The organism is Bifidobacterium callimiconis, assembly GCF_003952005.1.
GTDB lineage: Bacteria > Actinomycetota > Actinomycetes > Actinomycetales > Bifidobacteriaceae > Galliscardovia > Galliscardovia callimiconis.
Map to the genome: position 1 here is coordinate 195,804 of NZ_QXGJ01000005.1, position 23,425 is coordinate 219,228.

16 protein-coding genes and 1 tRNA gene are annotated in these 23,425 nt (G+C 64.1%); 13 read left to right on the plus strand and 4 right to left on the minus strand.

All coding sequences use genetic code 11. The features are described from left to right. Positions 1-224: 224 nt before the first annotated feature. The 3 genes from rhmD to D2E23_RS06370 all read left to right on the plus strand — a co-directional run bounded on the left by rhmD (position 225) and on the right by D2E23_RS06370 (position 3,375). Positions 225-1,451 (plus strand): L-rhamnonate dehydratase, encoded by a 1,227-nt coding sequence (rhmD, locus tag D2E23_RS06360; protein WP_198947554.1) that lies wholly within the window; start codon positions 225-227, stop codon positions 1,449-1,451. A gap of 171 nt (positions 1,452-1,622) precedes the next feature. Further along, positions 1,623-2,387 (plus strand): HpcH/HpaI aldolase family protein, encoded by a 765-nt coding sequence (locus tag D2E23_RS06365; protein ID WP_093960589.1) that lies wholly within the window; start codon positions 1,623-1,625, stop codon positions 2,385-2,387. 172 nt (positions 2,388-2,559) lie between these two features. Further along, positions 2,560-3,375 carry an IclR family transcriptional regulator gene (locus D2E23_RS06370; RefSeq protein WP_126030127.1) on the plus strand — a complete coding sequence of 272 codons (816 nt, stop codon included), beginning with the start codon at positions 2,560-2,562 and terminating at the stop codon, positions 3,373-3,375. Positions 3,376-3,533: 158 nt separating this feature from the next. On the opposite strand, the gene D2E23_RS06375 is transcribed toward D2E23_RS06370, so the two are convergent. After that, positions 3,534-4,721, minus strand: a complete 1,188-nt coding sequence (locus D2E23_RS06375; protein ID WP_206432005.1) for a polysaccharide deacetylase family protein — start codon at positions 4,719-4,721, stop codon at positions 3,534-3,536. 233 nt (positions 4,722-4,954) lie between these two features. Between D2E23_RS06375 and D2E23_RS06380 the strand changes: the two genes are divergently transcribed. The 7 genes from D2E23_RS06380 to rplA all read left to right on the plus strand — a co-directional run bounded on the left by D2E23_RS06380 (position 4,955) and on the right by rplA (position 11,826). Further along, on the plus strand, positions 4,955-6,172 hold the full coding sequence (locus tag D2E23_RS06380) for a pyridoxal phosphate-dependent aminotransferase (RefSeq protein ID WP_126030128.1): 1,218 nt from the start codon (positions 4,955-4,957) through the stop codon (positions 6,170-6,172). Between the two features lie 424 nt (positions 6,173-6,596). After that, positions 6,597-6,669, plus strand: a tRNA-Trp gene (locus tag D2E23_RS06385). 41 nt (positions 6,670-6,710) lie between these two features. Next, positions 6,711-6,941 carry a preprotein translocase subunit SecE gene (gene secE / locus D2E23_RS06390; protein WP_126030129.1) on the plus strand — a complete coding sequence of 77 codons (231 nt, stop codon included), beginning with the start codon at positions 6,711-6,713 and terminating at the stop codon, positions 6,939-6,941. 83 nt (positions 6,942-7,024) lie between these two features. Next, positions 7,025-7,930 carry a transcription termination/antitermination protein NusG gene (gene nusG / locus D2E23_RS06395; protein WP_126030130.1) on the plus strand — a complete coding sequence of 302 codons (906 nt, stop codon included), beginning with the start codon at positions 7,025-7,027 and terminating at the stop codon, positions 7,928-7,930. Between the two features lie 201 nt (positions 7,931-8,131). After that, positions 8,132-10,381, plus strand: coding sequence for a glycoside hydrolase family 3 protein (locus D2E23_RS06400; RefSeq protein WP_126030131.1), 2,250 nt, complete (start codon positions 8,132-8,134; stop codon positions 10,379-10,381). Positions 10,382-10,690: 309 nt separating this feature from the next. After that, positions 10,691-11,122 (plus strand): 50S ribosomal protein L11, encoded by a 432-nt coding sequence (gene rplK / locus D2E23_RS06405; protein WP_126030132.1) that lies wholly within the window; start codon positions 10,691-10,693, stop codon positions 11,120-11,122. A gap of 14 nt (positions 11,123-11,136) precedes the next feature. Then, positions 11,137-11,826: a 50S ribosomal protein L1 gene (rplA, locus tag D2E23_RS06410; protein WP_093960596.1), complete on the plus strand. Its 690-nt coding sequence runs from the start codon at positions 11,137-11,139 to the stop codon at positions 11,824-11,826. A gap of 482 nt (positions 11,827-12,308) precedes the next feature. Here the strand turns inward: rplA and D2E23_RS11815 are convergent, their stop codons facing one another. The 3 genes from D2E23_RS11815 to D2E23_RS06425 all read right to left on the minus strand — a co-directional run bounded on the left by D2E23_RS11815 (position 12,309) and on the right by D2E23_RS06425 (position 18,013). Then, on the minus strand, positions 12,309-14,918 hold the full coding sequence (locus D2E23_RS11815) for a PucR family transcriptional regulator (RefSeq protein ID WP_164520716.1): 2,610 nt from the start codon (positions 14,916-14,918) through the stop codon (positions 12,309-12,311). Positions 14,919-15,047: 129 nt separating this feature from the next. Further along, positions 15,048-17,186, minus strand: a complete 2,139-nt coding sequence (locus D2E23_RS06420; RefSeq protein ID WP_126030134.1) for a DUF6020 family protein — start codon at positions 17,184-17,186, stop codon at positions 15,048-15,050. A 209-nt stretch (positions 17,187-17,395) separates the two neighbouring features. Beyond that, on the minus strand, positions 17,396-18,013 hold the full coding sequence (locus D2E23_RS06425) for a biotin transporter BioY (RefSeq protein WP_126030135.1): 618 nt from the start codon (positions 18,011-18,013) through the stop codon (positions 17,396-17,398). A 306-nt stretch (positions 18,014-18,319) separates the two neighbouring features. On the opposite strand from D2E23_RS06425, the gene D2E23_RS06430 reads away from it, so the two are divergent. The 3 genes from D2E23_RS06430 to D2E23_RS06440 all read left to right on the plus strand — a co-directional run bounded on the left by D2E23_RS06430 (position 18,320) and on the right by D2E23_RS06440 (position 23,398). Then, entirely contained in the window at positions 18,320-19,546 is a 1,227-nt protein-coding gene (locus D2E23_RS06430; RefSeq protein ID WP_126030136.1) for a biotin--[acetyl-CoA-carboxylase] ligase, read from the plus strand. Between the two features lie 301 nt (positions 19,547-19,847). Then, positions 19,848-21,803 (plus strand): ATP-binding protein, encoded by a 1,956-nt coding sequence (locus tag D2E23_RS06435; protein WP_126030137.1) that lies wholly within the window; start codon positions 19,848-19,850, stop codon positions 21,801-21,803. After that, complete coding sequence (locus tag D2E23_RS06440; RefSeq protein ID WP_093960601.1) at positions 21,800-23,398, plus strand: acyl-CoA carboxylase subunit beta; 1,599 nt, start codon at positions 21,800-21,802, stop codon at positions 23,396-23,398. Before D2E23_RS06435 ends, D2E23_RS06440 begins: the two co-directional genes overlap by 4 nt. Positions 23,399-23,425 lie beyond the last annotated feature (27 nt).

The following is a 23,425-nucleotide window of genomic DNA, read 5'->3' on the forward strand; positions in this document are numbered from 1 at the left end:
AGCGGCAATCCCAGATATAGGGACGGCGGTTCACAAAAATCCATGCGGAATGTCATCGATGTCATCACGATATCCCACATATAGGGACGCCATTCCATAGCTGGTACAGTGGCGAGTGTCGTCGATTCAAGACGCCGCAACATCGCGGTATCGATGCAACGAAGCGTCACGAAGAGACTCCATAACTCGGAACATCAGTTCGGAACGAAACAAGGACAGGCATTATGGCATTAGCTCCATCACTGAAGCTGCCCACGATCACGCACATCCGCGCGTACAGCATGGGCGGCGCCGCGGCCAAGGTGCACGGCCAGGGCGGCGGTGACTACCACGATCAGGGCAAGGACCACTGGATCGACGATCATATCGCGACGCCGATGAGCAAGTACGAGGAGTACAAGCAGTCCCGTCAGTCCTTCGGCATCAACGTGCTCGGCACGCTCGTCGTGGAGGTCGAGGCCTCCGACGGCACCACCGGCTTCGCCATCTCCACCGCCGGAACGGTCGGCTGCTTCATCGTCGAACACCATCTGTCCCGCTTCGTCGAAGGCAAGCGCGTCGACCAGATCAAGCTGATCCACGACCAGATGCTCAACGCCACCCAGTACTACTCCGGTGGCGGCGGTGTCGTCATCAACACCATCTCCTGCGTTGATCTGGCCCTCTGGGATCTCTACGGCAAGGTCGTCAAGCTCCCCGTCTACAAGCTGCTCGGCGGCGCCGTGCGCGACGAAATCCACTTCTACGCCACCGGCGCACGTCCGGATCTGGCCCAGAAGATGGGCTTCATCGGCGGCAAGATGCCGACCCACTGGGGTCCGGCCGACGGCGACGAAGGCATCGCCAAGGACATCGCCACCCTCAAGGAGATGCGCGAGCGCGTCGGCGACAACTTCTGGCTGATGTTCGACTGCTGGATGAGCCAGGACGTCAACTACGCCACCAAGCTGGCGCACGCGGCGGCCCCCTACAAGCTGAAGTGGCTGGAGGAGTGCTTCCCGCCCCAGCAGATCGAGTCCTACCGTGAACTCAAGAAGAACATGCCGAAGGGCATGCTTATGACCACCGGCGAGCACACCGGCACGCTCGAGGGCTTCAAGGAGCTCTCCGAGGCCGGCGTGGACATCCTCCAGCCCGATGTCGGCTGGTGCGGTGGCGTGACCTCGCTGTGCGAGATCGCGGCCGTGGCCAAGTCCCGCGGCCAGCTCGTGGTGCCCCACGGCTCCTCCGTGTACTCGCACCACGCGGTCATCACGTTCACCAACACGCCGTTCAGCGAGATGCTTATGACCTCGCCGCACGCCGACTATGTCCGTCCGCAGTTCGACCCGGTCCTGATCGACGAACCGGTCCCGCACGACGGCGTCATCACCGCGGAGGAGCTCGACAAGCCCGGCTTCGGCGTCGAACTCAACCGCGACTGCCCGCTCGAGCGTCCGTTCGAGCACTGATCCGAGTTCGAGGGTGACCGGTCGACCATCGACCGGCCGCCCTCGAGGCATACCCGCACCTTTCTTTTCTCACCTCCGCGACGACGCGCGTTCCCGCCGTCGTCGCATATGCCGCACGACCGACGCCAAAGGAGACCGATGGGCTACGGCACTCACCACCAAGGACTTTCAATGACATCTCTACCTCATAACGCGTTCAAGCAGGCCATCAAGGAAGGCAAGCCGCAGTACGGTCTGTGGATGGCCTCCGCATCGCCGACCATCGCCGAAATCTCCGCCGACGCCGGCTACGATTGGATGCTCGTCGACGGCGAGCATGGCCCGTACGATCTCAACACCATCCTTGACGTGCTGCGCGCCGTCGCCCCGTACGACGTCACGCCCATCGTGCGCCCCGCCGCCGCCGACCCGGTGCTCATCAAGCAGGTGCTTGACCTCGGCGCCCAGACGCTGCTGCTGCCCATGGTCAACACCAAGGAAGAAGCCGAGCTCATGGTCAAGGCCGTGAACTACGCGCCCGAAGGCATTCGCGGCGTGGGCTCGCCGATCGCGCGCTCCGGCCGCTGGGGCCGCATCCCCCACTACATGCGCGACGCCAAGAACGAGATTTGCCTGCTCGTGCAGGTCGAATCCCAGGAGGCGCTCGACAACATCGAGGAGATCGCCTCCGTGGACGGCATCGACGGCATCTTCATCGGACCCGCCGACCTGTCCGCATCGCTCGGCCACCCGGACGACGCCGCGGCCATCATGGACCAGATCCATCACGCGTTCGACGTGATCAAGGCCCACGGCAAGGCCATCGGTTCGCTTGCGTTCGACCGCCCGACCGTGGAGAAGTTCTACGAGTGGGGCGCCACCTTCGTGGCCGTGGCCGGCGACACCGACCTCTACGTGCGTGCGCTGACCGCCGACATCGCCCAGTACAAGGGCTGAACGGCCGGCCGGTCCGTATCCATCGACTTTCCTTTCCGCTGTTGCTGACCGACAGGCCGCCTGCTCCTCGGGGTGGGCGGCCTATCGCATTTCCAATGGGTCTCGACGCCGACGCCGACGGCGAGCGGTAGGCGAGCGGCCGGCACAAATCCATCGACTAAGGTTGAACGTTATGGCAGAGAACACAGTGCGCACCGAAGCGCAGACCGCAGCCCCCACCGGCACCCGCACGCTCATCCACGGCATCATGGTCGTCCGAGCCGTGGCCGCCGGCGCCTCGTCGCTGCGATCCGTGGTGGAGGCGACCGGACTGAGCCGCAGCACCGCCCACCGACTCATCCAGGCCCTGCGCGTCGAACGATTCCTCCGCGAAAATGCCGACGGTAGCCTGCAGCTCGGCCCCGCGCTCATCGAACTCGGCTTCCAGGCGCTTGACAGCGTCTCCCTGCAGACCATCGCCCACCCCATCCTCGTCGACCTCGCCCAGCAGGCCAAAGACACCGTGCACCTCGCCGTCGAAGACTCCGGCATGGCGCTCTACCTCGACAAGATCCACGGCACGCGCGGCATCGAAATCCGCTCGTGGATCGGCGCCCGCATGCCGCTTACCTACACCGGCATCGGCAAGGCGCTGCTCATCGACTCGCCTGAACGCTGGCGCAGCCAATACGTGCAGGACCGCAATCTCACCGGCCGCGACCCCGAACACGACTACGCCGACGAATCCGCCTTCTCCGCCGCCATGGCCAAATTCGCCAAACAGGGCTTCGCCTACGACCTTGAGGAAAACGAACCCGGCGTGCGCTGTGTCTCCGCCCCCGTACGCGACGGCCGCGGCAAGACCGTCGCCGCCATCTCCGTCTCCGCCGCGCTCCCGTTCATGCCACCCAAACGCATGAAAGCCCTTGGTCCGGTGGTGGTGGACGCCGCCGCCCGCATCAGCGCCGAGCTGGGCTACCACACCTCCAAGAACGATTTAGTCGGCTGATCCGGCTGATTCGGCGGAGGCGGCGCGTCTTCCGCACGGTGGCCGACTCGACGTATTGATATACGCCTTCGCCGTCCACCGTGCGGAATCCACGCGCGTCCTGCGCCGAATCAGTAGGGCCTTCGGGTTCCTGTTGAGGGTAATAAGCCGGGATCGCGCTACTGCACGGAGGCTTCGAAGCTGGCTAGGGATTCTTCGGCGCTGATGCGCACGCGGGGCAACGCCATCGGGTCGTCGCCGGTCTTGGCGCGTCCATACGTCGTGGTGAACGCGCATAGGAAACCGGCGTCGCGCACCGCCGCCTTCGCGTCGTCGGTCGTATCGCCGAACGGGTAGGCGAACGCCTGATTCGCGCCCACGATCTGCGCGGACTTCGTCAGATCATCCACGATCTCGTCATGCGTCATCGCACTGATCCGTCCGCCATGACCGACCGTGCCGCCCGCACGATGCATGTCATACGAATGCGACTGGAACTGCACGAACTCGTTCGCGTTCGCCGTCACCTTCTGCGCGGCGTCGGCGTCGCTGGCGATGATGAACGACGTGGCCGGCACGTGATACTTCGCCAGCAGCGGCACGCCGTAATGCAGGAACCCCTCCTCGCCGTCGTCGAACGTGAGCACCACGCTATGCCGCGGCAGCGAATGCGTGCCCGCCACGTACGCGGCCACCTCCTGCCACGACGGATAGTAGAAGTCGTTCGTAGACAGATAGTTCAGCTGCTCCTCGAGCTTGGAATCCAGCAGATAGTTCGCGTCAAGATGATCCGGCGCGGCACTCGCCGAATACACGTAGTGATACATGAGCACCGGAACGCCGCCCGACTGCGTGTCCATCGAATCGACCACATGCACCGTACGGTCGATGTGCGCCACATGACCCGACGAATCCGAAACGCTGTACGTGATCGTGTAATCGCCGGGCGTGGACGTGTCAACCCTGCCCGACGTGCGAATACGATCGTTGAGCACACCGTCCGTCGGCTCGCTCGCGTGCGCGCCCGCCTCCAGATACTGCTCGCCCTTAAGCACGATCGTGTTCTCGTCGCCGTTCACGCCCATTGTGATGTCGCCGGGGTCGGTCGACGGCACCGCCGACTTGCTGGCCGGCGCACTGACGGACGATGACGGGGCACCGGCCGTGCCCGGTTCGGTCGTGCGCGACGACGGCGTCCGCGCACGCAACGCGTTCACACCCATCGCAATGCCCAACACGATCACCAACGCCGCCACGACCAGGATCACGATTGACATGGTGCGGCTACGCGCGCCCGCATGACGGCCAAGACTGCTCGCATGACGCGGGGTTTCGAGGGGATTGCCGGAATTTCGACGTTTGGACATGGCTCCTCCTGTTCTCTTCTCCTGAATTCCAGAGTAGAACGACGGCACGGACTCCGCCATCGGTCCATGGGCTGATTCTCTGTTCCCGCTTGCCGTCGTGTGATCGCACGGAGGATGCCGTTCTTAGTGTGATCACACTAGGGGAGTGGGCTTAGCATGGCGGGGAGTCCTTAGTGTGATCACACTAGGGAACAGGGTGTTGTTTTTCGCCGTCTGGTTATAGGCTGGAAATCATGGCTGAACTCGAAGCATGGCAGACCCTTAGCGACCGAATCAACTCCGTTTCCCCCTCCGCCACCCTAGCGGTGGACGGCAAGGCCAAGGCCCTCAAGGCCGCGGGCGTGGACGTGATCGGATTCGGCGCCGGCGAGCCGAATTTCCCCACCCCCGAATACATCGTGAACGTGGCCGCCGAAGCGTGCCGCGATCCCAAGAACCACCGCTACACGCCCACCGCCGGCCTGCCCGAACTGCGTCAGGCCATCGCCGACAAGACGCTGCGTGACTCCGGCTACGCCGTGGACGCCAGCCAGGTGGTCGTGACCAACGGCGGCAAGCAGGCCGTCTACGAAACGTTCCAGGTGCTGCTCAACGACGGCGACGAAGTGATCATCCCCGCGCCGTTCTGGACGTCGTACCCCGAAGTCGTCAAGCTCGCCGGCGGCACGCCCGTCGAGGTCTTCTCCGGCTCCGACCAGAACTTCACGCCTACCGTGGAACAGCTCGAGGCCGCCCGCACCGAGCGCACCAAGGCCATCGTGCTCAACTCCCCGTCCAACCCTACCGGTGCCGTCTGGCCCGAAGAGACCGTGCGTGCCATCGGCGAATGGGCCGTGGCCAACCACCTGTGGGTCATCTCCGACGAAATCTACGAGCACCTCAACTACGACGGTGCCAAGACCACGTTCGTGGGCGCCGTGGTGCCCGAAGTGCGCAACCAGCTCATCGTGCTCAACGGCGTGGCCAAGACCTACGCCATGACCGGCTGGCGCGTCGGCTGGCTCATCGCCCCCGAACCCGTGGCCAAGGCCGCCGCCAAGCTCTCCGGACACATGACGTCCAACGTGGCCAACGTGTCGCAGCGTGCCGCGCTCGCTGCTGTGGCCGGTCCGCTCGACGAAGTGCACACGATGCGCGAGGCGTTCGACAAGCGTCGCCGTGCCATCGTGGCCGCGCTCAACGAGATCCCCGGCGTGGACTGCCCCACGCCCACCGGCGCGTTCTACGCGTTCCCGAACGTGGAGGCACTGCTCGGCAAGCCGCTCGGTCCCAACGGATCCGTGCCCGCCACGTCGTCCGAACTCGCCGCGCTGCTGCTCGACGAGGCGCACATCGCCGCCGTTCCGGGCGAGGCGTTCGGCGCCCCCGGCTACCTGCGCTTCTCGTACGCGCTCGCCGACGATCAGCTCGCCGAAGGCATGAAGCGCTTCCAGGACTGGGTCGCTGCCTGATCCGAAGCTCGTACCGTCTGGTCGACTTTGCGATTCTGCGATTTATGCGATCACGCGGACCGTTTCCCGGTCACGTGGCTTGGGTAACGGTCACGTGGTTCGGACGGTCCGCGTGATCGCTTTGTATTTTCGTTGAAATTGCAACGTTTTTGAACTGAGGTCACTCGGTTCGGGCGATCCCGGTGATCGTTGCTCGAGCCGAGTGACCGTGATCGGGTGTGCGTGGCGGCGGATGCGGCAGTGTATGTGACGGTGTATGCGGCGTATGCGTTGCGCGACTCGCCGCGGTTTTCGTGGGTTTTTCAAGAAAAATCCGTGGCGGCTGGACTTCATTCGTAAAAGCCGCTACTATGTCCTCTTGGCGGTTCGCCGCCTGCCTAGCACCTCCTGTTCGCGGGTGTGTGTATGATAGGCGAGGTTACTTAGGGAAGTGGCGCAATTGGTAGCGCAACGGTCTCCAAAACCGTAGGTTGTGGGTTCGAGTCCCGCCTTCCCTGCTAGAGATGAACAACGGTTGCAACAACCAGTGAGGGTGGTCATGGCTAAGAAATCAAACGCTGAAGCGAAAGTGGTGAAGCCCAACGTCTTCATGCGCATTGGCCTGTTCATCAAGCAGATCATCGACGAGCTCCGCAAGGTTGTCACCCCCACCCGCAAGGAGCTGGTGCTGTGGTCCATTGCCGTGTTCATTTTCGTTATCTTCCTCATGCTTTTTGTTACCGGTCTTGATTTCGGACTGGGCAAGCTTGTTATGCTCATCTTCGGCTGATTCCCTGTCGTATCGTTTGCGGCTTCTGTAGAATCGACGCTGGATATCACACTGAATTCTTGAATTCCTAAAGGATGCCTGTTATGACTGATGAACTTGATGTGAACGACGAGGCCGTTGAGACCCCCGCGGAGGAAGTCGCCGAGACCGAGACCTCCGCTGACGTCGAGGCTGCCGAGCCTGCCGCCGAAAACGCGGACGTCGAGAACGCCGACGCTGCCGCCGAGTCCGACGAGGATGAGGCTACTGACGCCGACGCCGAGAATGACGAGGCCGATGAGGCCGCCGACGCTCCGGCTGAGGATGCTGACGCTGCCGCTCCTGCCGCAGCCGACGAGACCGATGATTCCAGCGACGAGGACGAGGCCGCCGATCCCGGCGAGCGCGCCGTCAAGGAATTCGAGCGCCAGCTGCGCACCCTGCCCGGCAAGTGGTATGTGCTGCACACCTATTCCGGCTATGAGAAGCGTGTGAAGGCCAACATCGAGTCCCGCGTGGCTTCCTTCGGTCTGGAAGACCAGATCTTCCAGTGCGAGGTGCCGATGGAAGAGGTGGAGAAGCACACTTCCAAGGGCAAGAAGATCGTCACCCAGGTGCGCATCCCCGGCTACGTGCTCATCCGTATGACCGACGATGAGGAAGCCCGTCGCATCGTGCGTGAGACTGAGGCCGTGACCGGCTTCGTGGGCCCGACCAAGGATCCGGCGCCGCTCACTCGCAAGGAAGTCGTCTCCATGATGTCCCCGATGATCACCTCCGAGGCGCTCAAGGCCGCCGGCGACAAGCCCGCCGCCGCCCGCAAGCGCACGGTCGAAGTGGTCTACTCGGTCGGCGAGACCGTCACCGTGAACAGCGGCCCGTTCGCCAGCATGTCCGGTGTGATCTCCGAGGTGTCGCCCGCCACGCAGAAGCTCACCGTGCTGGTGTCCATCTTCGGTCGCGATACGCCGATGGAACTCGACTTCAACCAGGTGGAGAAGATCCAGTAGGAATCCGCGGATTCACGGATCTACCGCCGTACCAAGCTTCAAGCCGCTCTTCGGAGCGGCTTTTTGCGTTTTGAGGTGACATCGTCCCCCACATGGAAAAACGTGGGAACAAAAACCGTCAGCGTCGCCCGTCGGGCAGAATGGGAGGCAGGGGTGCGACGCCAATGGGGGCGTCGGCTCATCGAAAGGATGGACGATCATATGACAACGGCAACGAAGGCAAGCGACATCGTCAAATACTACGAAAACCCGGATGGCGGCCCTGTCATCGGCGTCGTCAGCAAACCCGTCATCGAACAGGACGGTCTGTACTTCAAGGATCTCGACGGCTCCGGCAAACTCGACGACTACAAGGACTGGCGCAAGTCGCCGGCCGAACGCGCCGCGTCCCTGGTCAAGGAACTCACCGTCGACGAGAAGATCGGCATGATCTTCACCAACTCCTGGCGCATGGGACAGGAACTCAAGGAAGGCGAGGAACGCGACGAAACCGGCCTGCTCAGCGAGCAGATCGTCGAAGAGGCCGACTCCATCTTCAGCGCCGAAAAGACGTGGGGCACCAAGTACTCCCTGCAGACGCTCAAGCTGCGCAACCTGATCCTGCGCGCCAACCCCACCACGCGCGAACTCGTCGACTGGATCAACCAGCTCAACGCCGTGGCCGAGGACACTGAGCACGGCGTGCCCGTACAGGTGCTCAGCAACTCCCGCAACGAGAACGGCGAGGCCGTGTTCGGCATGAACGAGGCGCAGGGCGTGTTCGCCACCTGGCCCGGCACGCTCGGCATCGCGGCCGCCGTGATCGGCACCGGCGACATGGGCGTGATCGAACGTTTCGGCAGGATCATCCGCCGCGAATGGGACGCCGTCGGCATGAAGAAGGGCTACATGTACATGGCCGACACCATGACCGACCCGCGCTGGCAGCGCACCTACGGCACGTTCGGCGAGAACCCGAAGCTCAACAGCGAGATCTTCGACCATCTGATCCCCGCCATCCAGGGCGGCGACGAACTCACCCGCGACGGCGTGGCCATGACCGTCAAGCACTTCCCCGGCGGCGGCGCGCGCGAGAACGGCTTCGACCCGCACTACGCCGAAGGCCAGTGGAACGTCTACCAGACCGAAGGCAGCCTCGAAAAGTACCATCTGCCCGCGTTCAAGGTGGCCGTGGCGCGCAACGCGGCGTCGATCATGCCGTACTACGCCAAGCCGTGCAAGGAGAAGAGCGCCGAACAGTACGATCTCAACGGCAAGCCGATCGACTGGCAGCCCGTCGGATTCGCGTTCAACGAGTTCTTTATCCAGCGTCTGCTGCGCGGCCAGATGGGCTTCAAGGGCTACGTCAACTCCGACTCCGGCATCACGCACATGATGGCGTGGGGTGTGAAGGAACTGTCCGTGCCTGAACGCGTGGCGCTCGCCGTGAACAACGGTGTGGACGTGATCTCCGGCGCGTTCAGCGTCACCGAGGCCAAGGAGGCGTGGGAGCGCGCACACAACGACTACTACGACACGCATGACGTGCCGGCCGGCTACACGCGCGAGCAGGTCACGCTCGGCGACGAGGCGCTCGACCGTGCGGTCATGCGCACGCTGACCGAGAAGTTCACGCTCGGACTGTTCGACAACCCGTACCGCGATCCGTCGGCCGCCGAAGCCGTGGTCAAGACTCAGGACGACTGGGACGAGGCTTACGAGGTGCACTGCGACTCCGTGACGCTGCTCAAGAACGCCGATCGTACGCTGCCGCTCGATGCGGAGAAGACCAACGGCCGTCTGGTGTACGCCGAGGCGTTCGGCAAGGACAAGGAGACCGGCGAGAAGAGCACCGCGTCGTTGCGCGCCATGCTGGAATCCGACTTCGGATTGACACTCACCGACGATCCGGCCGCCGCCGACTATGCGCTGATCTACGCCGACCCGCGTTCCGGCAACTACTTCAGCGCCACCAAGGGCTACCTCGAGCTCGACGTGTGCGAGAACAAGACCGTGTGCGACACCGATCCGGAAGGCCGCCCGTCCAAGGACGGCACGCACGAGGAGACCACGCTGTACGGCGTGGGACGCATCGCCGAGATCGCCGACGCCGTGCGCGCGCATGGCGGCAAGGTGATCGCGTCGCTCAACTTCTCGCTCGCGTGGATGCCCGGCAACATCGAACGTCACGTCGACGCGCTCGTGGCCGGCTACGACACGTACACCAAGGCGTGCGTGGACGTGATCGTCGGACGTCACCCGGCGGTCGGCTGCCTGCCGATCACGCTGCCCAAGGACGATTCCGTGATCGCCGTGAACGCGGACGGCGTGTGCGTGAGCCCCAACGACGTGCCTGGCTACGACAAGGACAAGTTCATGCCCGCGTCGATGAAGGACGAGAACGGCAAGGCCTACGCCTACCGCGACGCCGCCGGCAACTACTACGAGTACGGATTCGGCCTGCGGTACTGACCGTAATGCCGTAGCGTGACGGATGAGGTGACTTCGCAACACCCCGCTCACAGTGCCCCGGACAATGGTTTTGTCCGGGGCACTGTGCATAATAGGAAAGCTTGTGTCTGGAGGGCTTGTCCCGCTAGCACAGCACATAGCAACAATCGGTTGCGGGAGGAAAACCTCCGCGGCATGTCATGCCGAACGTCGTATGTCATCGAATTCGATCGCGAATGCGGACGGGTGCGATTATGCGCGGCGTCAGGCGACGTCATATGCCGTGACTGGGGTTCCGTCTGACCGCTTCACAGAAAGAAGAACCATACAATGGCTCCTAAAAAGAAGGTCACGGCGCTGATCAAGCTCCAGATCCAGGCCGGCAAGGCCAACCCGGCCCCGCCGCTGGGCCCGGCTCTGGGTTCCCATGGCGTGAACATCATGGACTTCTGCAAGGCGTACAACGCCCAGACGCAGGACAAGATGGGTCAGGTCATCCCTGTCGAGATCACCGTCTACGAAGACCGCTCCTTCACCTTCATCCTGAAGACCCCGCCGGCTGCGGCTCTGCTGAAGAAGGCCGCTGGCATCGACAAGGGCACCGATAACCCGCTGACCCACAAGGTCGGTTCCGTCACCAAGGCTCAGGTCCGCGAGATCGCCGAGATCAAGATGGAAGACCTGTCCGCCCGTGACATCGAGGCCGGCATGAAGATCATCGAAGGCACCGCCCGTTCCATGGGCATCACGGTTACGGACTGAGAGGAGAAGGACACATGGTAAAGCGTTCCAAGAAGTACCGCGCCGCTGCCGAGAAGATCGATAGCAGCAACCTGTACACCCCCAACGAGGCCATCGCCCTGCTCAAGAGCATGCCCGAGTACAACTTCGACCAGACCGTCGAGGCCGTGTACCGCCTGAATGTGGATCCCCGCAAGGCCGACCAGCTGGTTCGCGGTTCCGTGAACCTGCCGAACGGCACCGGTAAGACCGCCAAGGTGCTCGTGTTCGCCCGTGGCCCGAAGGCCACCGAGGCCACCGAGGCCGGCGCCGACATCGTCGGTGATGACGACCTGATCGCCAAGGTTCAGGGCGGCTTCCTCGACTTCGACGCCGTGGTTGCCACTCCGGACATGATGGGCAAGGTCGGCCGTCTGGGCCGTATCCTCGGTCCCCGTGGCCTGATGCCGAACCCCAAGACCGGCACCGTGACCATGGACGTGACCAAGGCCATCAAGGACATCAAGGGTGGTAAGGTCGACTTCCGCGTGGACAAGCACGGCAACCTGAGCTTCCTCGTGGGTAAGCTGTCCTTCGACGAGAAGGCCCTCGACGAGAACTTCAAGGCCGTCGCCGACGAGATCAAGCGCCTCAAGCCGTCCACGGTGAAGGGCCGCTACATCACCAAGGTCACCATCAGCTCCACCATGAACCCCGGCGTGCCGGTGGACGTGGCCACCGTCTGATTTCGGTGACTCCGGTGGGATCGCCGCGGATGGGTGGTCGGTCGGCATTGCCGGCCTGCTGACGTCTCGGCGGTGCCGCTCCAGCTTTTGACAAGCAAAGATTGCAACGGGAAGGGCCCCGGAACTGTGATTCGTCACGTTCCGGGGCCCTTTCGTATGCGCGCGGCGGGTGCGGTGTGTTGTGGTGCGCGGTGTGTACGGGTGGTTCATCGCCAACATCATCGCGCCGTACGGTCGACCGTTCGCTGCGGGTTTGTATGTGGTGCGTGACGAATCCGCAGTGGAGGAGCGCGTTTACTGCGGGTTCGTCACAACGCGTATATATACCCGCAGTGGAGCGTGATGCTTACTGCGGGTTTGTCGTGCGTCGTGAACGGACCCGCAGTGTGGCACGTGCTGCGGTGCGGGTTCGTATAAGACGCACGACGAACCCGCAGCGCAGAGTGTATCGGCACTCCGACAAGAAGAAGTGTTCGGCAGCGTCAGTCGTCGAGCATGAGGCCGATCTTAATGGCGGTGAGCAGCACGTACGCCTCGCGCGGATTCATCGGATCCCAGCCCGTCACCTCCACCGACCGCTTGAGCCGGTATCGCACGGTGTTCGGATGCACGTTGAGCTCACGCGCCGTGGCGTCGAGCGAATTGCCGGACCGCAGGAACGTGGACAGCGTCAGCAGCAGCGGATTCGTGGTGTCGTCGCCGCGCAGCACGCTGTACACGTTGTCGTACAGTTCGCGTCGGGCGTCGGCGTCGCCGAGCAGCGCACGCTCGGGCAGCACGTCGTCGCTGCGCAACGGCCGCGGCAGATCGGTCAGGCAGCGCGACGCGCGGTGACTGTTCACCGCCGCCCGCAGCGTGTACGCGGCGCCATCCAATCCCTCGCGCACCGGTCCGATACTCACCGGCGAATCGTCGGTGAAGTAGTCCGCCACCGCCTGGTAGTAGTCCTCCGGTTCGCCGCCGTCACGCGGGTCGATCAGCGCGACCATCAGCGTCTCATGTTCACCGATTAAACATTCTCCGCCAAGCGATCGCACGGCCTCGCGAATCTGACGATGAGCCATGCTCAAACTGATCTCGCCGGTATGGTCGTGCATGTGCCCGGCCATGGCGAAGCAGCGGAATTCGCTCGACCATCCGAGCAGACTCATGCGTGACGACACCTGATGGCTGGTCACGCCGTCGAGCAGATCAGCGATGGTGAGCGCCTCGAGTCGGGCATCCCAGTCGCCGCGCGCCTGCGCCGACGACGCGTATACGGTGGCCGCGGAGAACGCTACTTCGCGCGAATAGTAGAGCATGGCGTTGCGGATATCCTGCTCGCGGCCCGGCTTGGCGATGCTCGTGACGTTGCGCTCCATCACATCCACGATGAACCGCGTGAGCTCTACCGTCTGGTTCAGCGTGATCGACTTGGTGAACTCGAGCGGTGCGACGAAGAAGATGTGATCAGTGGACGGATGCAGTAACGCGTCGTCGATGGTATCGGGATTGAACGGTTTTGGAGCGGCGCCGTTCATACCGTCGGAGGCGTTGCACTGATTGGGATTCGCGGTGGTCGAAGTAGCGTCGTTTACGCTGGCGGATTTATTTGTTTTATCGTTTGACTTACGATTGGGGCGTGCTGTGGCGGTGTGCGTTGTGATGCCGGTGGACGATGTCGTACTGCCGGACGTTGTGGTGCCGGATGTGGTTGCGCCTGTGCTGTTGGATGTGGTTGCGCCCGTATCGTTCGTCGCCTCCGCGGCGCCATGCGTGGCCTGCCGTTCGCGAATCAACGTGTCGGAGAACGCGGACGTATCGATCTTGGCGAACCAGTCGACGAAATCCGCGACGGCGGTTTCGATGATCGCGCGCAGCTGCAGACGGTCGGCGTCGTTGAGCGCGCGGTACCATGCCAGATCGGTGTTGAGATGGATCTCCGCCTCCCGCACGATCTCGCGCAACGTGGGCGGCATGTCAAGCGGCTGCGTGTGCGGCCTCTGCAGGCGGAACCGTTCGATCAGCCGTTCCGCCTCGTCGGCCACGGTCGGGGGAGTGGCGATCGGCTGATGCACGGACAGGGCGGGCCGCGCGGGTCGTGCATGTGTGGACTGCTCGGCGTGGACGGACTGTGAGTGAGCGGACTGTGCGTGGGTGGACTGTGCGTGCGTAGGCTGTGCAGAACGAATGGATTGGACGGGCTGTTCTTGCGCGGACTGTGTGGGCTGCGCGGAACGATCGGGCTGCGCAGCGGGATTCCGCGCGACACGACTGGTTCGTGCGGAACGGCGCATGGGCTGTCTGGACTGCGCGGCCTGTCCTGAACGGGCTCGATCGGAGTCACTGGATGATGTTGATGTTGTGCGGCTGGACGGTGTTATACGAGCGGACGACATTGCACGGTCAGACGGTGTCGTGCGATCGGCCGGAGCCATGCGGTCGGAGTCCGTTTCGCGGTCGAATTGTGCTGCCCGCGCGGACTGGCCGGACTGGCCGAACTGTTTGGACTGCACGATAGCGGAGTTCTCGTCCATGGAACGCACGTCGGCTGCGGACTGCGAGTCAGCGGACCGAACGGCATCGTCGACGCGTCGCCGGGTGTGAGCGCGGCCGTGGCTGGGCACGTCGGTGGCGAATGCGCCCGTGCCGGACAGTGCGTCGGTCAGTGTGCTCAGTGTGGGGTCGGTGTGCGTGGTTCGCGTGGGCGCAGTCTTCCGGCGGCGTCGTGGCTGCGTGGAGGAATCGGCGGACTTGGACTCTCGGGACTCTCGGGCTTCGCGGGCGGCCTCCCGCGCCTCCTTGGCTTTTTCGATTTCGACCGCCGGCGGCACGACTTCGGTGACGATAATGCGGCGGCTGTGTCGTTCGGCGGTGCGCTTGGCTTTGACGCTGCCGGTCTTGGCATTGCCGGCTGTGGCGCTACTGGCTTTGGCGCTGCCGGTTGCGACGCTGTTTTCGGCACCTTCGTCGTGCCGAATTTCGCCGTCATCCGTTGTGTCCGTACCGTCTGCCGTCACGTTGGCGTCGGCATCGGATTTCGGTTCGGGCACCTGTGCCGACTGCTTGCTGCGACTCCCTCGCGAAAACGCGGAACGAACTGAAAATGCCATACGTTCCAGCATAGTCGGCACGGCCCGCGAACCAATGGAGCCGAGAACATTGGAGCCCATCGATATGCTGTTGCCCGCCGGACAGGTGCCAGCGGGCAACAGCAATTAGTCGGTCAGTCGGCTAGCCGGTCAGTCGCTGATGTTGCGACCGTCGCGGCGGAACCAGAGGGCCAGGAAGGCGAAGCAGAAGACCAGCGGAAGCATGTGGCGGTCGAAGTCGTTCGCCGGGGCGGTGATCATCACGCCCATGAGCAGCAGCATCGGCAGATGATAGGCGAGCGCACGCCAGCGACGGCGCACCACCTCAACTGCGCCGACCACGAGCGTGAGGATCGTCCAGAAATTGCCGTGCACGGGCCAGCCGATCACCGGAATGTGCGACCAGCCGTTCGCGAACCACGCCACCGCGTCACGCCAGCCGTGGAACCAGTGCTTGATGATCGTGGTGTCCTTCTGCACCTTGCCGTTGTTCACGTAGTAGATCGCCGACACGTACGGCACGTCGAACACGTCGAAGTAGCCGTAGCATTTGGCGAGCAGCGCGTCGATGGCGACCACCGGACTCGCCTTGACCATCTCAAGCCAGGCGCTGTTGAAGTTCTCCATGTCCTTGGCCGTGACCGTGCGCCACTTGTACGCGACCGTCTTGTCCTCGGCGCTGCCCGACGACTTCATACGGTCGGCGTCGTTTGGGAAGTAGGCCTTGGCGGCGCCGTCGAGATCGATGATCGGCTCGATCTTCTCGCGAGCGCTGGCGGGGATGCTGTCGGGGTCGCGCTGGGCGATGCGGCCGATCTGCTGCAGCTGCACGCCCTTGCTTTCGATCGGATCGCCGCCGATGATCGTGTTCGTGGCGGTGAGCGCGGTGATCATGCCCTGGAACGCGATGAGCGGGATGAGCAGGGCGACCGCGTACGTGCGCCAGCGTTTGCGGTCGGCGATCAGCGCGAGGACGAGCTGCAGGAACACGATATAGAGGCCGTACTTGGCGCTCGCCAGCATGACCAGCGTGCTCAGCGCGAGCGCGACGACGGTGGTGCGGCGGGGATGGGTGGTGGCCGTGCTCTCGGTTGTCTTGCCCGAGGTCGCGTACAGCTCATACAGCGCGCCGAACCACCAGACGAACGCGAACGCGAACAGCGGCGACTTGGTCAGCGAGATCGTGCTGAAGATCACGATCGGATTGACCAGCAGCAGCGCCAGCACGATCACGCGCGTGGCGGCGGAGGTGGTAACCCTTGTCATGGTGGTTCCCCTCTCTGAGGGGAGCTGTCCGGCGACTGCCGGACTGAGGGGAGCGCGTGTTGAGATCCCAACAAACGGTCGATTCAAAAATCGGTTCGCCGTGGCGGCACAGCAGAACGCGGCGAACACGAACTGCAGTCCGGACAGGATGATCAGTCCCGCGTCGGGCGAGCCGGTGACCGACTGACTCAGATACCCCATGCCGCCGTACAGCAATGTGAGCAGAATGTTGTGCTGGTTCGTGAGGAACGTGGGGTCGGCCGGCCACAGGTAGTGCGCGGTCGGGTAGACGTCCATGATCGTGTTGACCACGAGCGTGCCGTCGAGATACGGTTGCGGGTTGCCGTGCGTCTGCTCCCAGAACGACGTGAATTCGCGGATCTGCGAGAACACGTCCGCGCCGAACGCGCTGAGCAGCGTGACGTAGCACCACGCCCATCCGACGATCAGCATCGCGAAAATACGAATCGTGCGGTCGGTATGGCGTATGATGGTGCGCTCGTGCCGCGTGATGAAGATGGTTGCCGGGCGTGCCGCGCGGCGCAGGAATCCGCCGACTTTTCCACTGAGATCGTGGATGGTGTGCACAACGCTGGGGATTGCGCGCGGGCGTTCGGTTGTGGACGCATCGGTTGGGGATGCGGACGCGGCAAGCTCGACCAAGGATTGTGGATCGTCGGGATATGTCTGGGGATTGTCGCCGCTGCCGCGCGCTTTGCCTGAGGATTGTTTGCCATAGGATCGTCTATCGCCGATCATGGCGAGCGCGTGCACCAGCGTGAGGTATACGCAGAACATGACCACGCCGATCAGCGCGTTCCAGATCGAGAAGTCCGCGATCGTGCCGTCCGCGCGGTAGATCGGTCCGACCGCCGAGCAGAACGCCAGCCACAGACAGGCCAGCACGGCCAGGGTCCAGCGTGCAATATGCCAGAAGCCTCGGTCTTCACCGGTGGCGGCGGGGGAAGCGGCTGTGGTCGCCGCCGTTTCTTGAGCCTTGTGTGTATTGCCTTTCATCGCCATCGATTCTACGTTTCGGCTCGTAATTGGGAGTGATGTTGCGTTGTGGCTCGGCTTTGGTGATTTTCGGTCGAAGAAAAACGCAGAACTGCAATGTAGGTCATTTTGAACCCTGAAATTCCAAGGATCAAAAATCGCTACATTGCAGTTCTGCGTTTTTCTAATGTGTGTTCGTCTGCTTTTCCGGGGCGATGACGGGGCGAATCCACGGCTCAGCGGTGAATCAGCCCGGAGAAGCCGGCGCAGGCGAGCGAGGCGACGGCGGCCTTGACCAGATCGCCGGCCACGAAGCCCATCGACGCCAGCGCAACGGCGCCGAGCGGGGCGCCGGTCAGCGCGGACTGGATCACGAAGCCGAACGCGTATACCACACCCACGCAGCCGACGAGGCTCGCGCCGAAGTAACGCAACGAGGTGAGCGCACGCTGGCCGGTCGAACCGGTGCGCGCCTTGCCACGCAGCAGCGCCGCCACGATCACGCCCGGCAGGAATCCGACCAGGAATCCGGCGCTCGGACCGAACAGTGCGGCCGTGGACGCGCCGCCCGCGAACACCGGCATGCCCGCGGCGCCGGCGGCCAGGTACATGGCCACCGAGGAGCCGGCCTCACGCCAGTTGAGCGTGAGCGCGGCCAGCATCACCACGAACGTCTGCAGCGTGATCGGCACCGGCGTGCCAGGTACCGGGATCTCGCCGGCGGCGGCCGACGCCCACATCAGACCGGCGAACAGCAGCGCCTTGGCGCCGGAAATCAGCAGACGACGGGCGCGCGTGGCGTCCGCGGTCCTGGACACGGTTCCCAACGTCTGGTTGCGATGTTGTGCATTCATACAAAATCCCTTCCGTCATGGCGGCGGCCAACGTAGATCGATTGACGTCCCCATTCGTCATACACGGCCTGAAAACGTTGAAATCAAGCCGATTATTTACCGTATGGCCTCCATCCTAGAAAGCTAAGCTACGGAACGGTTTGTAGAACCATACAAAATCCCGTCGGGAATTTTGTCGGCTGTCGTCTTTCGTGCGCAACGGGTACGCGGGTAGGTTGTGGGTAACACCGGCGCATTGGGGTGTGTGCCGGGAATGTTCATCGTCAATGACGCCCGTCGCGGACGTCGGCCATCAAGGAGTCGCGTATGCAGCAGACCGATCAGCGGAACGGCGCGGAGTGCGATCGCGATCATGCGAATCGTGGATCCGTCGTCCCGACGGCTGTGGAGCGTGACGCGGTGGAGCATGATGATCGTGATGGCGTAGTCTCCGATGCCGCGGCGTTCGATCAGCTTGATTCCGTGTGTGCGCTGACGAGCGTGGATTCGACGAACACGTATGCGACGGCCGCCGTGCGCAAGGCACTGGATGGTTTGACTGACAACGCCGGTAGCGCTGATGTGGCGCGGGTGGTGTGCGGACTGTTCGGCGTGGGGAAGATGAACGTGGCAGCTCCCCTCAGTCGGCTGTGCCGACAGCTCCCCTCAGAGAGGGGAGCCGAGGGTGAAGAGCTTGGGCTCCCCTCTCTGAGGGGAGCTGTCATGCGCAGCATGACTGAGGGGAGCCGCTGCTCCGCATCGCACCGCCCGCTGCCGATGAGTGTGGTGCTGGCGGATACGCAGACGGCCGGACGTGGTCGGCTTGGCCGCGCCTGGTACAACGAGCCGGGGGGGTCGTTCATCGGCTCGTATGTGACGGCGGTGCCCAAGGCACTGCTCGATGGGGGAAGCTCAGGGTGGATGACGATGGCCGCGGGACTCGCGGCCATCGATGCGGTGGAAAGCGTTATGGGGGAACTGGGGATCAACTCCCCTCAGTCGGCTACGCCGACAGCTCCCCTCACTCATGAGGAGAGCCTGAGCGAGAACCGGCTCTCGCTGAAGTGGCCGAATGATGTGTTTCTGGGCGGGAAGAAGCTGGGCGGCATTCTCGCCGAGCTGGCCGCGGTGCGTGGTGACACGGCGATTATCGTGTTCGGCATCGGCATGAACCTGTTCGTGTCCGAGGATCGTTTACCGATCGAACAATCTACGTCGCTGCACCTGCGCGTCAACGATATCAACGATCTGCCGCCGTACGAGACGCTGCGCAACGCCATCGCGAACGGTATCGCCGAGTCGTTGCGCATCCGTCTGACCGCGCTCGCGAACGATACGACGCACGCCGTTGCGCGGCTTCGTGACGAGGTCGCCGAACGCAGCTGGACGCTCGGCCGGCACGTCGTCGCGCACCTCGCCACGGACGACGGCACGGCGAGCGGACGCACGGTGGAGGGCACTGCCGAATCCATCAACGCGGACGCTTCGCTGAGCATTCGGCTCGCGGACGGCACTGTGCACACGGTGACCACCGGGGATGTGGGGGTCGAGTGATGCACGGGATCGGCCGGCTCGAACTTGAACTTGAACTCGGAATCGGGAATATCGCTGGTCAACTCCCCTCAGTCTGCCATGCGGCAGACAGCTCGTCCTGCAATAGTGGACGGCCGTACCGGCCGCGCATTGTCTGCTCGCCTGTCGGCTCGCCTGAGTCCTAAAAACGCCGCCGGCGTTTTCTTTACGGACTCAGCCTCCATGAGGGGAGCCACCGGTGCAACCGACTGAGGGGAGTCTGCGGCGGGTCGGAAACGATACGTACGACGAATGAACTAACGCAACGTTGTGGAAAGGAATCATGAAGAAGCTGCTGATAGCGAACCGTGGCGAGATCGCGCTGCGCGTGGTGCGCACGGCCCAGGAGATGGGCATCGCCACCGTGGTGGTGTACGCCGAGCAGGATCGCGAATCCATGGCCGCGCAGATGGCCGACGAGGCGTACCTGCTGTCCGGCGACACCTACAAGGACACGTATCTCAATGAGGACAAGATCATGGAGATCGTGGATCGTTCCGGCGCGGACGCTGTGCACCCCGGCTACGGATTCCTGTCCGAGGTGCCCGGATTCGCGCAGAAGGTGATCGACGCCGGCATCACGTGGGTGGGGCCGAGCCCCAAGGCCCTCGTGGACCTGGGCGACAAGATCAGCGCCCGCCGCGTGGCCGAATCCGCCAAGGTGCCGCCCGTGCCCGGCCTGTCCGAGCCGGTGCAGGACATGCGCGAACTGCTCGACTTCGCCAACTCGCACGGCTATCCGGTGATGCTCAAGCGCGCCGACGGCGGTGGCGGCCACGGCATCACCGTGGTGCACAACGACGACGAGCTGCGCCGCTTCTTCATGAACCACGACGCGCTGCAGGGCGGCGACCTTCAGGACTACTTCATCGAGAAGTTCGTGGACCGCGCCCGCCACGTGGAGACCCAGTCCGGCCGCGACAGCCACGGCAACTTCACCGTGTACTCCACGCGCGACTGCTCGGTGCAGCGCCGCAACCAGAAGCTCGTCGAGGAGGCGCCCGCGCCGTTCCTGCCCGACGAGGTGACGCAGCGGCTCGTCGGCTTCTCCCAGCGTCTGTTCGACCAGGTGGACTACGTGGGCCTGGGCACCTGCGAGTTCATGGTCACGCCGTCCGGCAAGGTGTACTTCCTCGAGGTCAATCCGCGACTGCAGGTGGAGCACACGGTGAGCGAGGAGGTGAGCGGCCTCGACCTGGTGCGCGAACAGCTCGTCATCGCCGATGGCGGCACGCTCACCCCGGCGCCGGCCCCGCGTGGCCACAGCTTCGAGCTGCGCATCACGTGCGAGGATCCCGCCACGAACCTCACGCCGAGTTCCGGCACGCTCGAGAAGATCACGTGGCCGTCCGGTCCCGGCATCCGCATCGACTCCGGCGTGGAGGAGGGCGACACCGTCTCCCCGAAGTTCGACTCCATGATGGGCAAGGTGGTCGTCACCGCGCAGAACCGCGCCGCCGCCGTGGCCCGCGTGCGTCGTGCGCTGCGCGAGATGGAGATCGAGGGCGTGCCCACGCCGCAGACCCTGTTCCAGAAGATCTTCACCAACCCCGACTTCACCGCCGAGGACCATCCGTTCTCCGTGACCACCAAGTGGCTGGAACGCACGTACCTCAACAAGACGCCACACGCCACCGTGGTCGGCCAGCCGGCATCGCAGTCCGGCACCACCGGTCCGAACGCCGCCGAACGCCGCATGCCGTCCGCCGAGACGTTCGTGATCGAAGTGGATGACAAGCGCGTCAAGCTCACCATGCCCGAGGCCATGCTGGCCGGCATGGGCGGGGGAGCGGGCGCCCGCCGCGGCGACCGCAGGCCCACGCAGCCGTTGCGCGGTCAGGGTCTGCACAGCGCCGACACCGGCGACAGGCGTGACGACGGCGCCGCGTCCGGCGTGATCGCCTCGCCCATGCAGGCCGTGGTCACGCGCATCAACGTGGCCGAGGGCCAGACCGTGGCCAAGGGCGACCTGCTCGTCGTGCTCGAATCCATGAAGATGGAGAACTACGTGTACGCGCCGATCAAGGGCACGGTGACGAAGATCTTCGTCTCGCCGGCCGACGGCGTGGAGGCGGGCGAAACGCTCGTCACGCTCGACATCAACGGCGGCAAGAACAGCAAGACCGCCGATCAGCCCGCCGACGGCAAGAACGCGTCCGGCGATTCCGAAACCACGGACACCACGACGAATCCGACGAACGCCCAGTCCGACGACGCGAAGAAGGAGGACGTGAAATGACCGACGTCATGGGAATGCGCATCGACGCGCCCGCACGTCAGGCGCAGTCGACGCAGCCGATGCGCGCCACCATCGTGCGGGCCGCCCAGTTGGCGCGCGACGCCGAGGAGAAGGCCGTCAAACGTCAGCACGCCAAGGGCAAGTACACGGCACGCGAACGCCTCGACCTGCTGTTCGACTCCGACACGTTCGAGGAGATCGGCCGGTTCAACGGCGGCGACATCAACGACGGCAAGGCCGGCTCCGCGGTGATCACCGGATTCGGCACCGTGTACGGCCGCAAGGTGGCCGTGTACGCGCAGGACTTCTCCGTGCGCGGCGGCACGCTCGGCACCGCCGAAGGCCGCAAGATCTGCCATCTCATGGACATGGCCATGGACCTGAAGATCCCCGTCGTGGCGCTCATCGATTCCGGCGGCGCCCGCATCCAGGAGGGCGTGGCCGCGCTCACCCAGTACGGTCACATCTTCCGCAAGACGTGCGCGGCGAGCGGATTCATCCCGCAGATCTCGATCATCCTCGGCCCGTGCGCCGGCGGCGCCGTCTACTGCCCGGCACTCACCGACCTGATCATCATGACCCGCGAGAACTCCGACATGTTCGTCACCGGCCCCGACGTGGTCAAGGCCGCCACCGGCGAGACGATCAGCATGGACGAGCTCGGCGGCGGCTACGTGCACAACGCCAAGTCCGGCGTGGCCCACTACCTCGGCGAGGACGAGGCCGACGCGATCGACTACGCGCGCACCGTGCTCGCCTACCTGCCGTCGAACAGCGACGAGCAGGCGCCCGTCTACGCGTTCGCGTCCGGCCGCGCCGAACAGGAGGCCGCCAAGCGCCTCGCCACGATCATGCCCGACAACGATCGCCAGCCGTACGACGTGCTCGACGTGATCCGCTGCATCGTCGACTACGGCGAATTCGTACAGGTGCACGAACTGTTCGCCCGCTCCGCCGTCGTCGGATTCGCGTGCGTGGACGGCCGACCGGTCGGCATCGTGGCGAACCAGCCGAACGTGAACGCCGGCATCCTCGACGTGGACGCCAGCGAGAAGGTGGCACGATTCGTGCGCCTGTGCGACGCGTTCAACCTGCCCGTCATCACGCTCGTGGACACCCCCGGATACAAGCCGGGCGCCGACCAGGAGCACGCGGGCATCATCCGCCGCGGCGCCAAGGTGATCTACGCGTACGCCAACGCGCAGGTGCCCATGATCACCGTGATCCTGCGCAAGGCGTTCGGCGGCGCATACATCGTGATGGGATCCAAGGCCATCGGCGCCGACGTGAACGTGGCATGGCCCAGCTCCCAGATCGCCGTGCTCGGCGCCACCGGAGCCGTGAACATCATCCACCGCAAGGACCTGCAGAAAGCCAAGGAGGCCGGCCGCGACGTGGACGCGCTGCGCGCCGAACTCGCCGCCGAATACGAAAGGACCACCGTGAACGCGAACCTGTCGCTCGAAATGGGACAGATCGACGCGATGATCGACCCCGAGCAGACGCGCGACGTGATCGAACGCTCGCTCAAGCTGCTCTCGACCAAGCGCCGCCACCGCCCGACCACCAAGCACCACGGCAACCAGCCGCTGTAAACAGACTTCATTCAACAAACCGATCGA

Bases quoted from the DNA above. Each gene is read 5' to 3' on its own strand.
- rhmD (WP_198947554.1), top strand. From the start codon at position 225: ATGGCATTAGCTCCATCACTGAAGCTGCCCACGATCACGCACATCCGC.
- D2E23_RS06365 (WP_093960589.1), top strand. From the start codon at position 1,623: ATGACATCTCTACCTCATAACGCGTTCAAGCAGGCCATCAAGGAAGGC.
- D2E23_RS06370 (WP_126030127.1), top strand. From the start codon at position 2,560: ATGGCAGAGAACACAGTGCGCACCGAAGCGCAGACCGCAGCCCCCACC.
- D2E23_RS06375 (WP_206432005.1), bottom strand. From the start codon at position 4,721: ATGTCCAAACGTCGAAATTCCGGCAATCCCCTCGAAACCCCGCGTCAT.
- D2E23_RS06380 (WP_126030128.1), top strand. From the start codon at position 4,955: ATGGCTGAACTCGAAGCATGGCAGACCCTTAGCGACCGAATCAACTCC.
- secE (WP_126030129.1), top strand. From the start codon at position 6,711: ATGGCTAAGAAATCAAACGCTGAAGCGAAAGTGGTGAAGCCCAACGTC.
- nusG (WP_126030130.1), top strand. From the start codon at position 7,025: ATGACTGATGAACTTGATGTGAACGACGAGGCCGTTGAGACCCCCGCG.
- D2E23_RS06400 (WP_126030131.1), top strand. From the start codon at position 8,132: ATGACAACGGCAACGAAGGCAAGCGACATCGTCAAATACTACGAAAAC.
- rplK (WP_126030132.1), top strand. From the start codon at position 10,691: ATGGCTCCTAAAAAGAAGGTCACGGCGCTGATCAAGCTCCAGATCCAG.
- rplA (WP_093960596.1), top strand. From the start codon at position 11,137: ATGGTAAAGCGTTCCAAGAAGTACCGCGCCGCTGCCGAGAAGATCGAT.
- D2E23_RS11815 (WP_164520716.1), bottom strand. From the start codon at position 14,918: ATGGCATTTTCAGTTCGTTCCGCGTTTTCGCGAGGGAGTCGCAGCAAG.
- D2E23_RS06420 (WP_126030134.1), bottom strand. From the start codon at position 17,186: ATGGCGATGAAAGGCAATACACACAAGGCTCAAGAAACGGCGGCGACC.
- D2E23_RS06425 (WP_126030135.1), bottom strand. From the start codon at position 18,013: ATGAATGCACAACATCGCAACCAGACGTTGGGAACCGTGTCCAGGACC.
- D2E23_RS06430 (WP_126030136.1), top strand. From the start codon at position 18,320: ATGCAGCAGACCGATCAGCGGAACGGCGCGGAGTGCGATCGCGATCAT.
- D2E23_RS06435 (WP_126030137.1), top strand. From the start codon at position 19,848: ATGAAGAAGCTGCTGATAGCGAACCGTGGCGAGATCGCGCTGCGCGTG.
- D2E23_RS06440 (WP_093960601.1), top strand. From the start codon at position 21,800: ATGACCGACGTCATGGGAATGCGCATCGACGCGCCCGCACGTCAGGCG.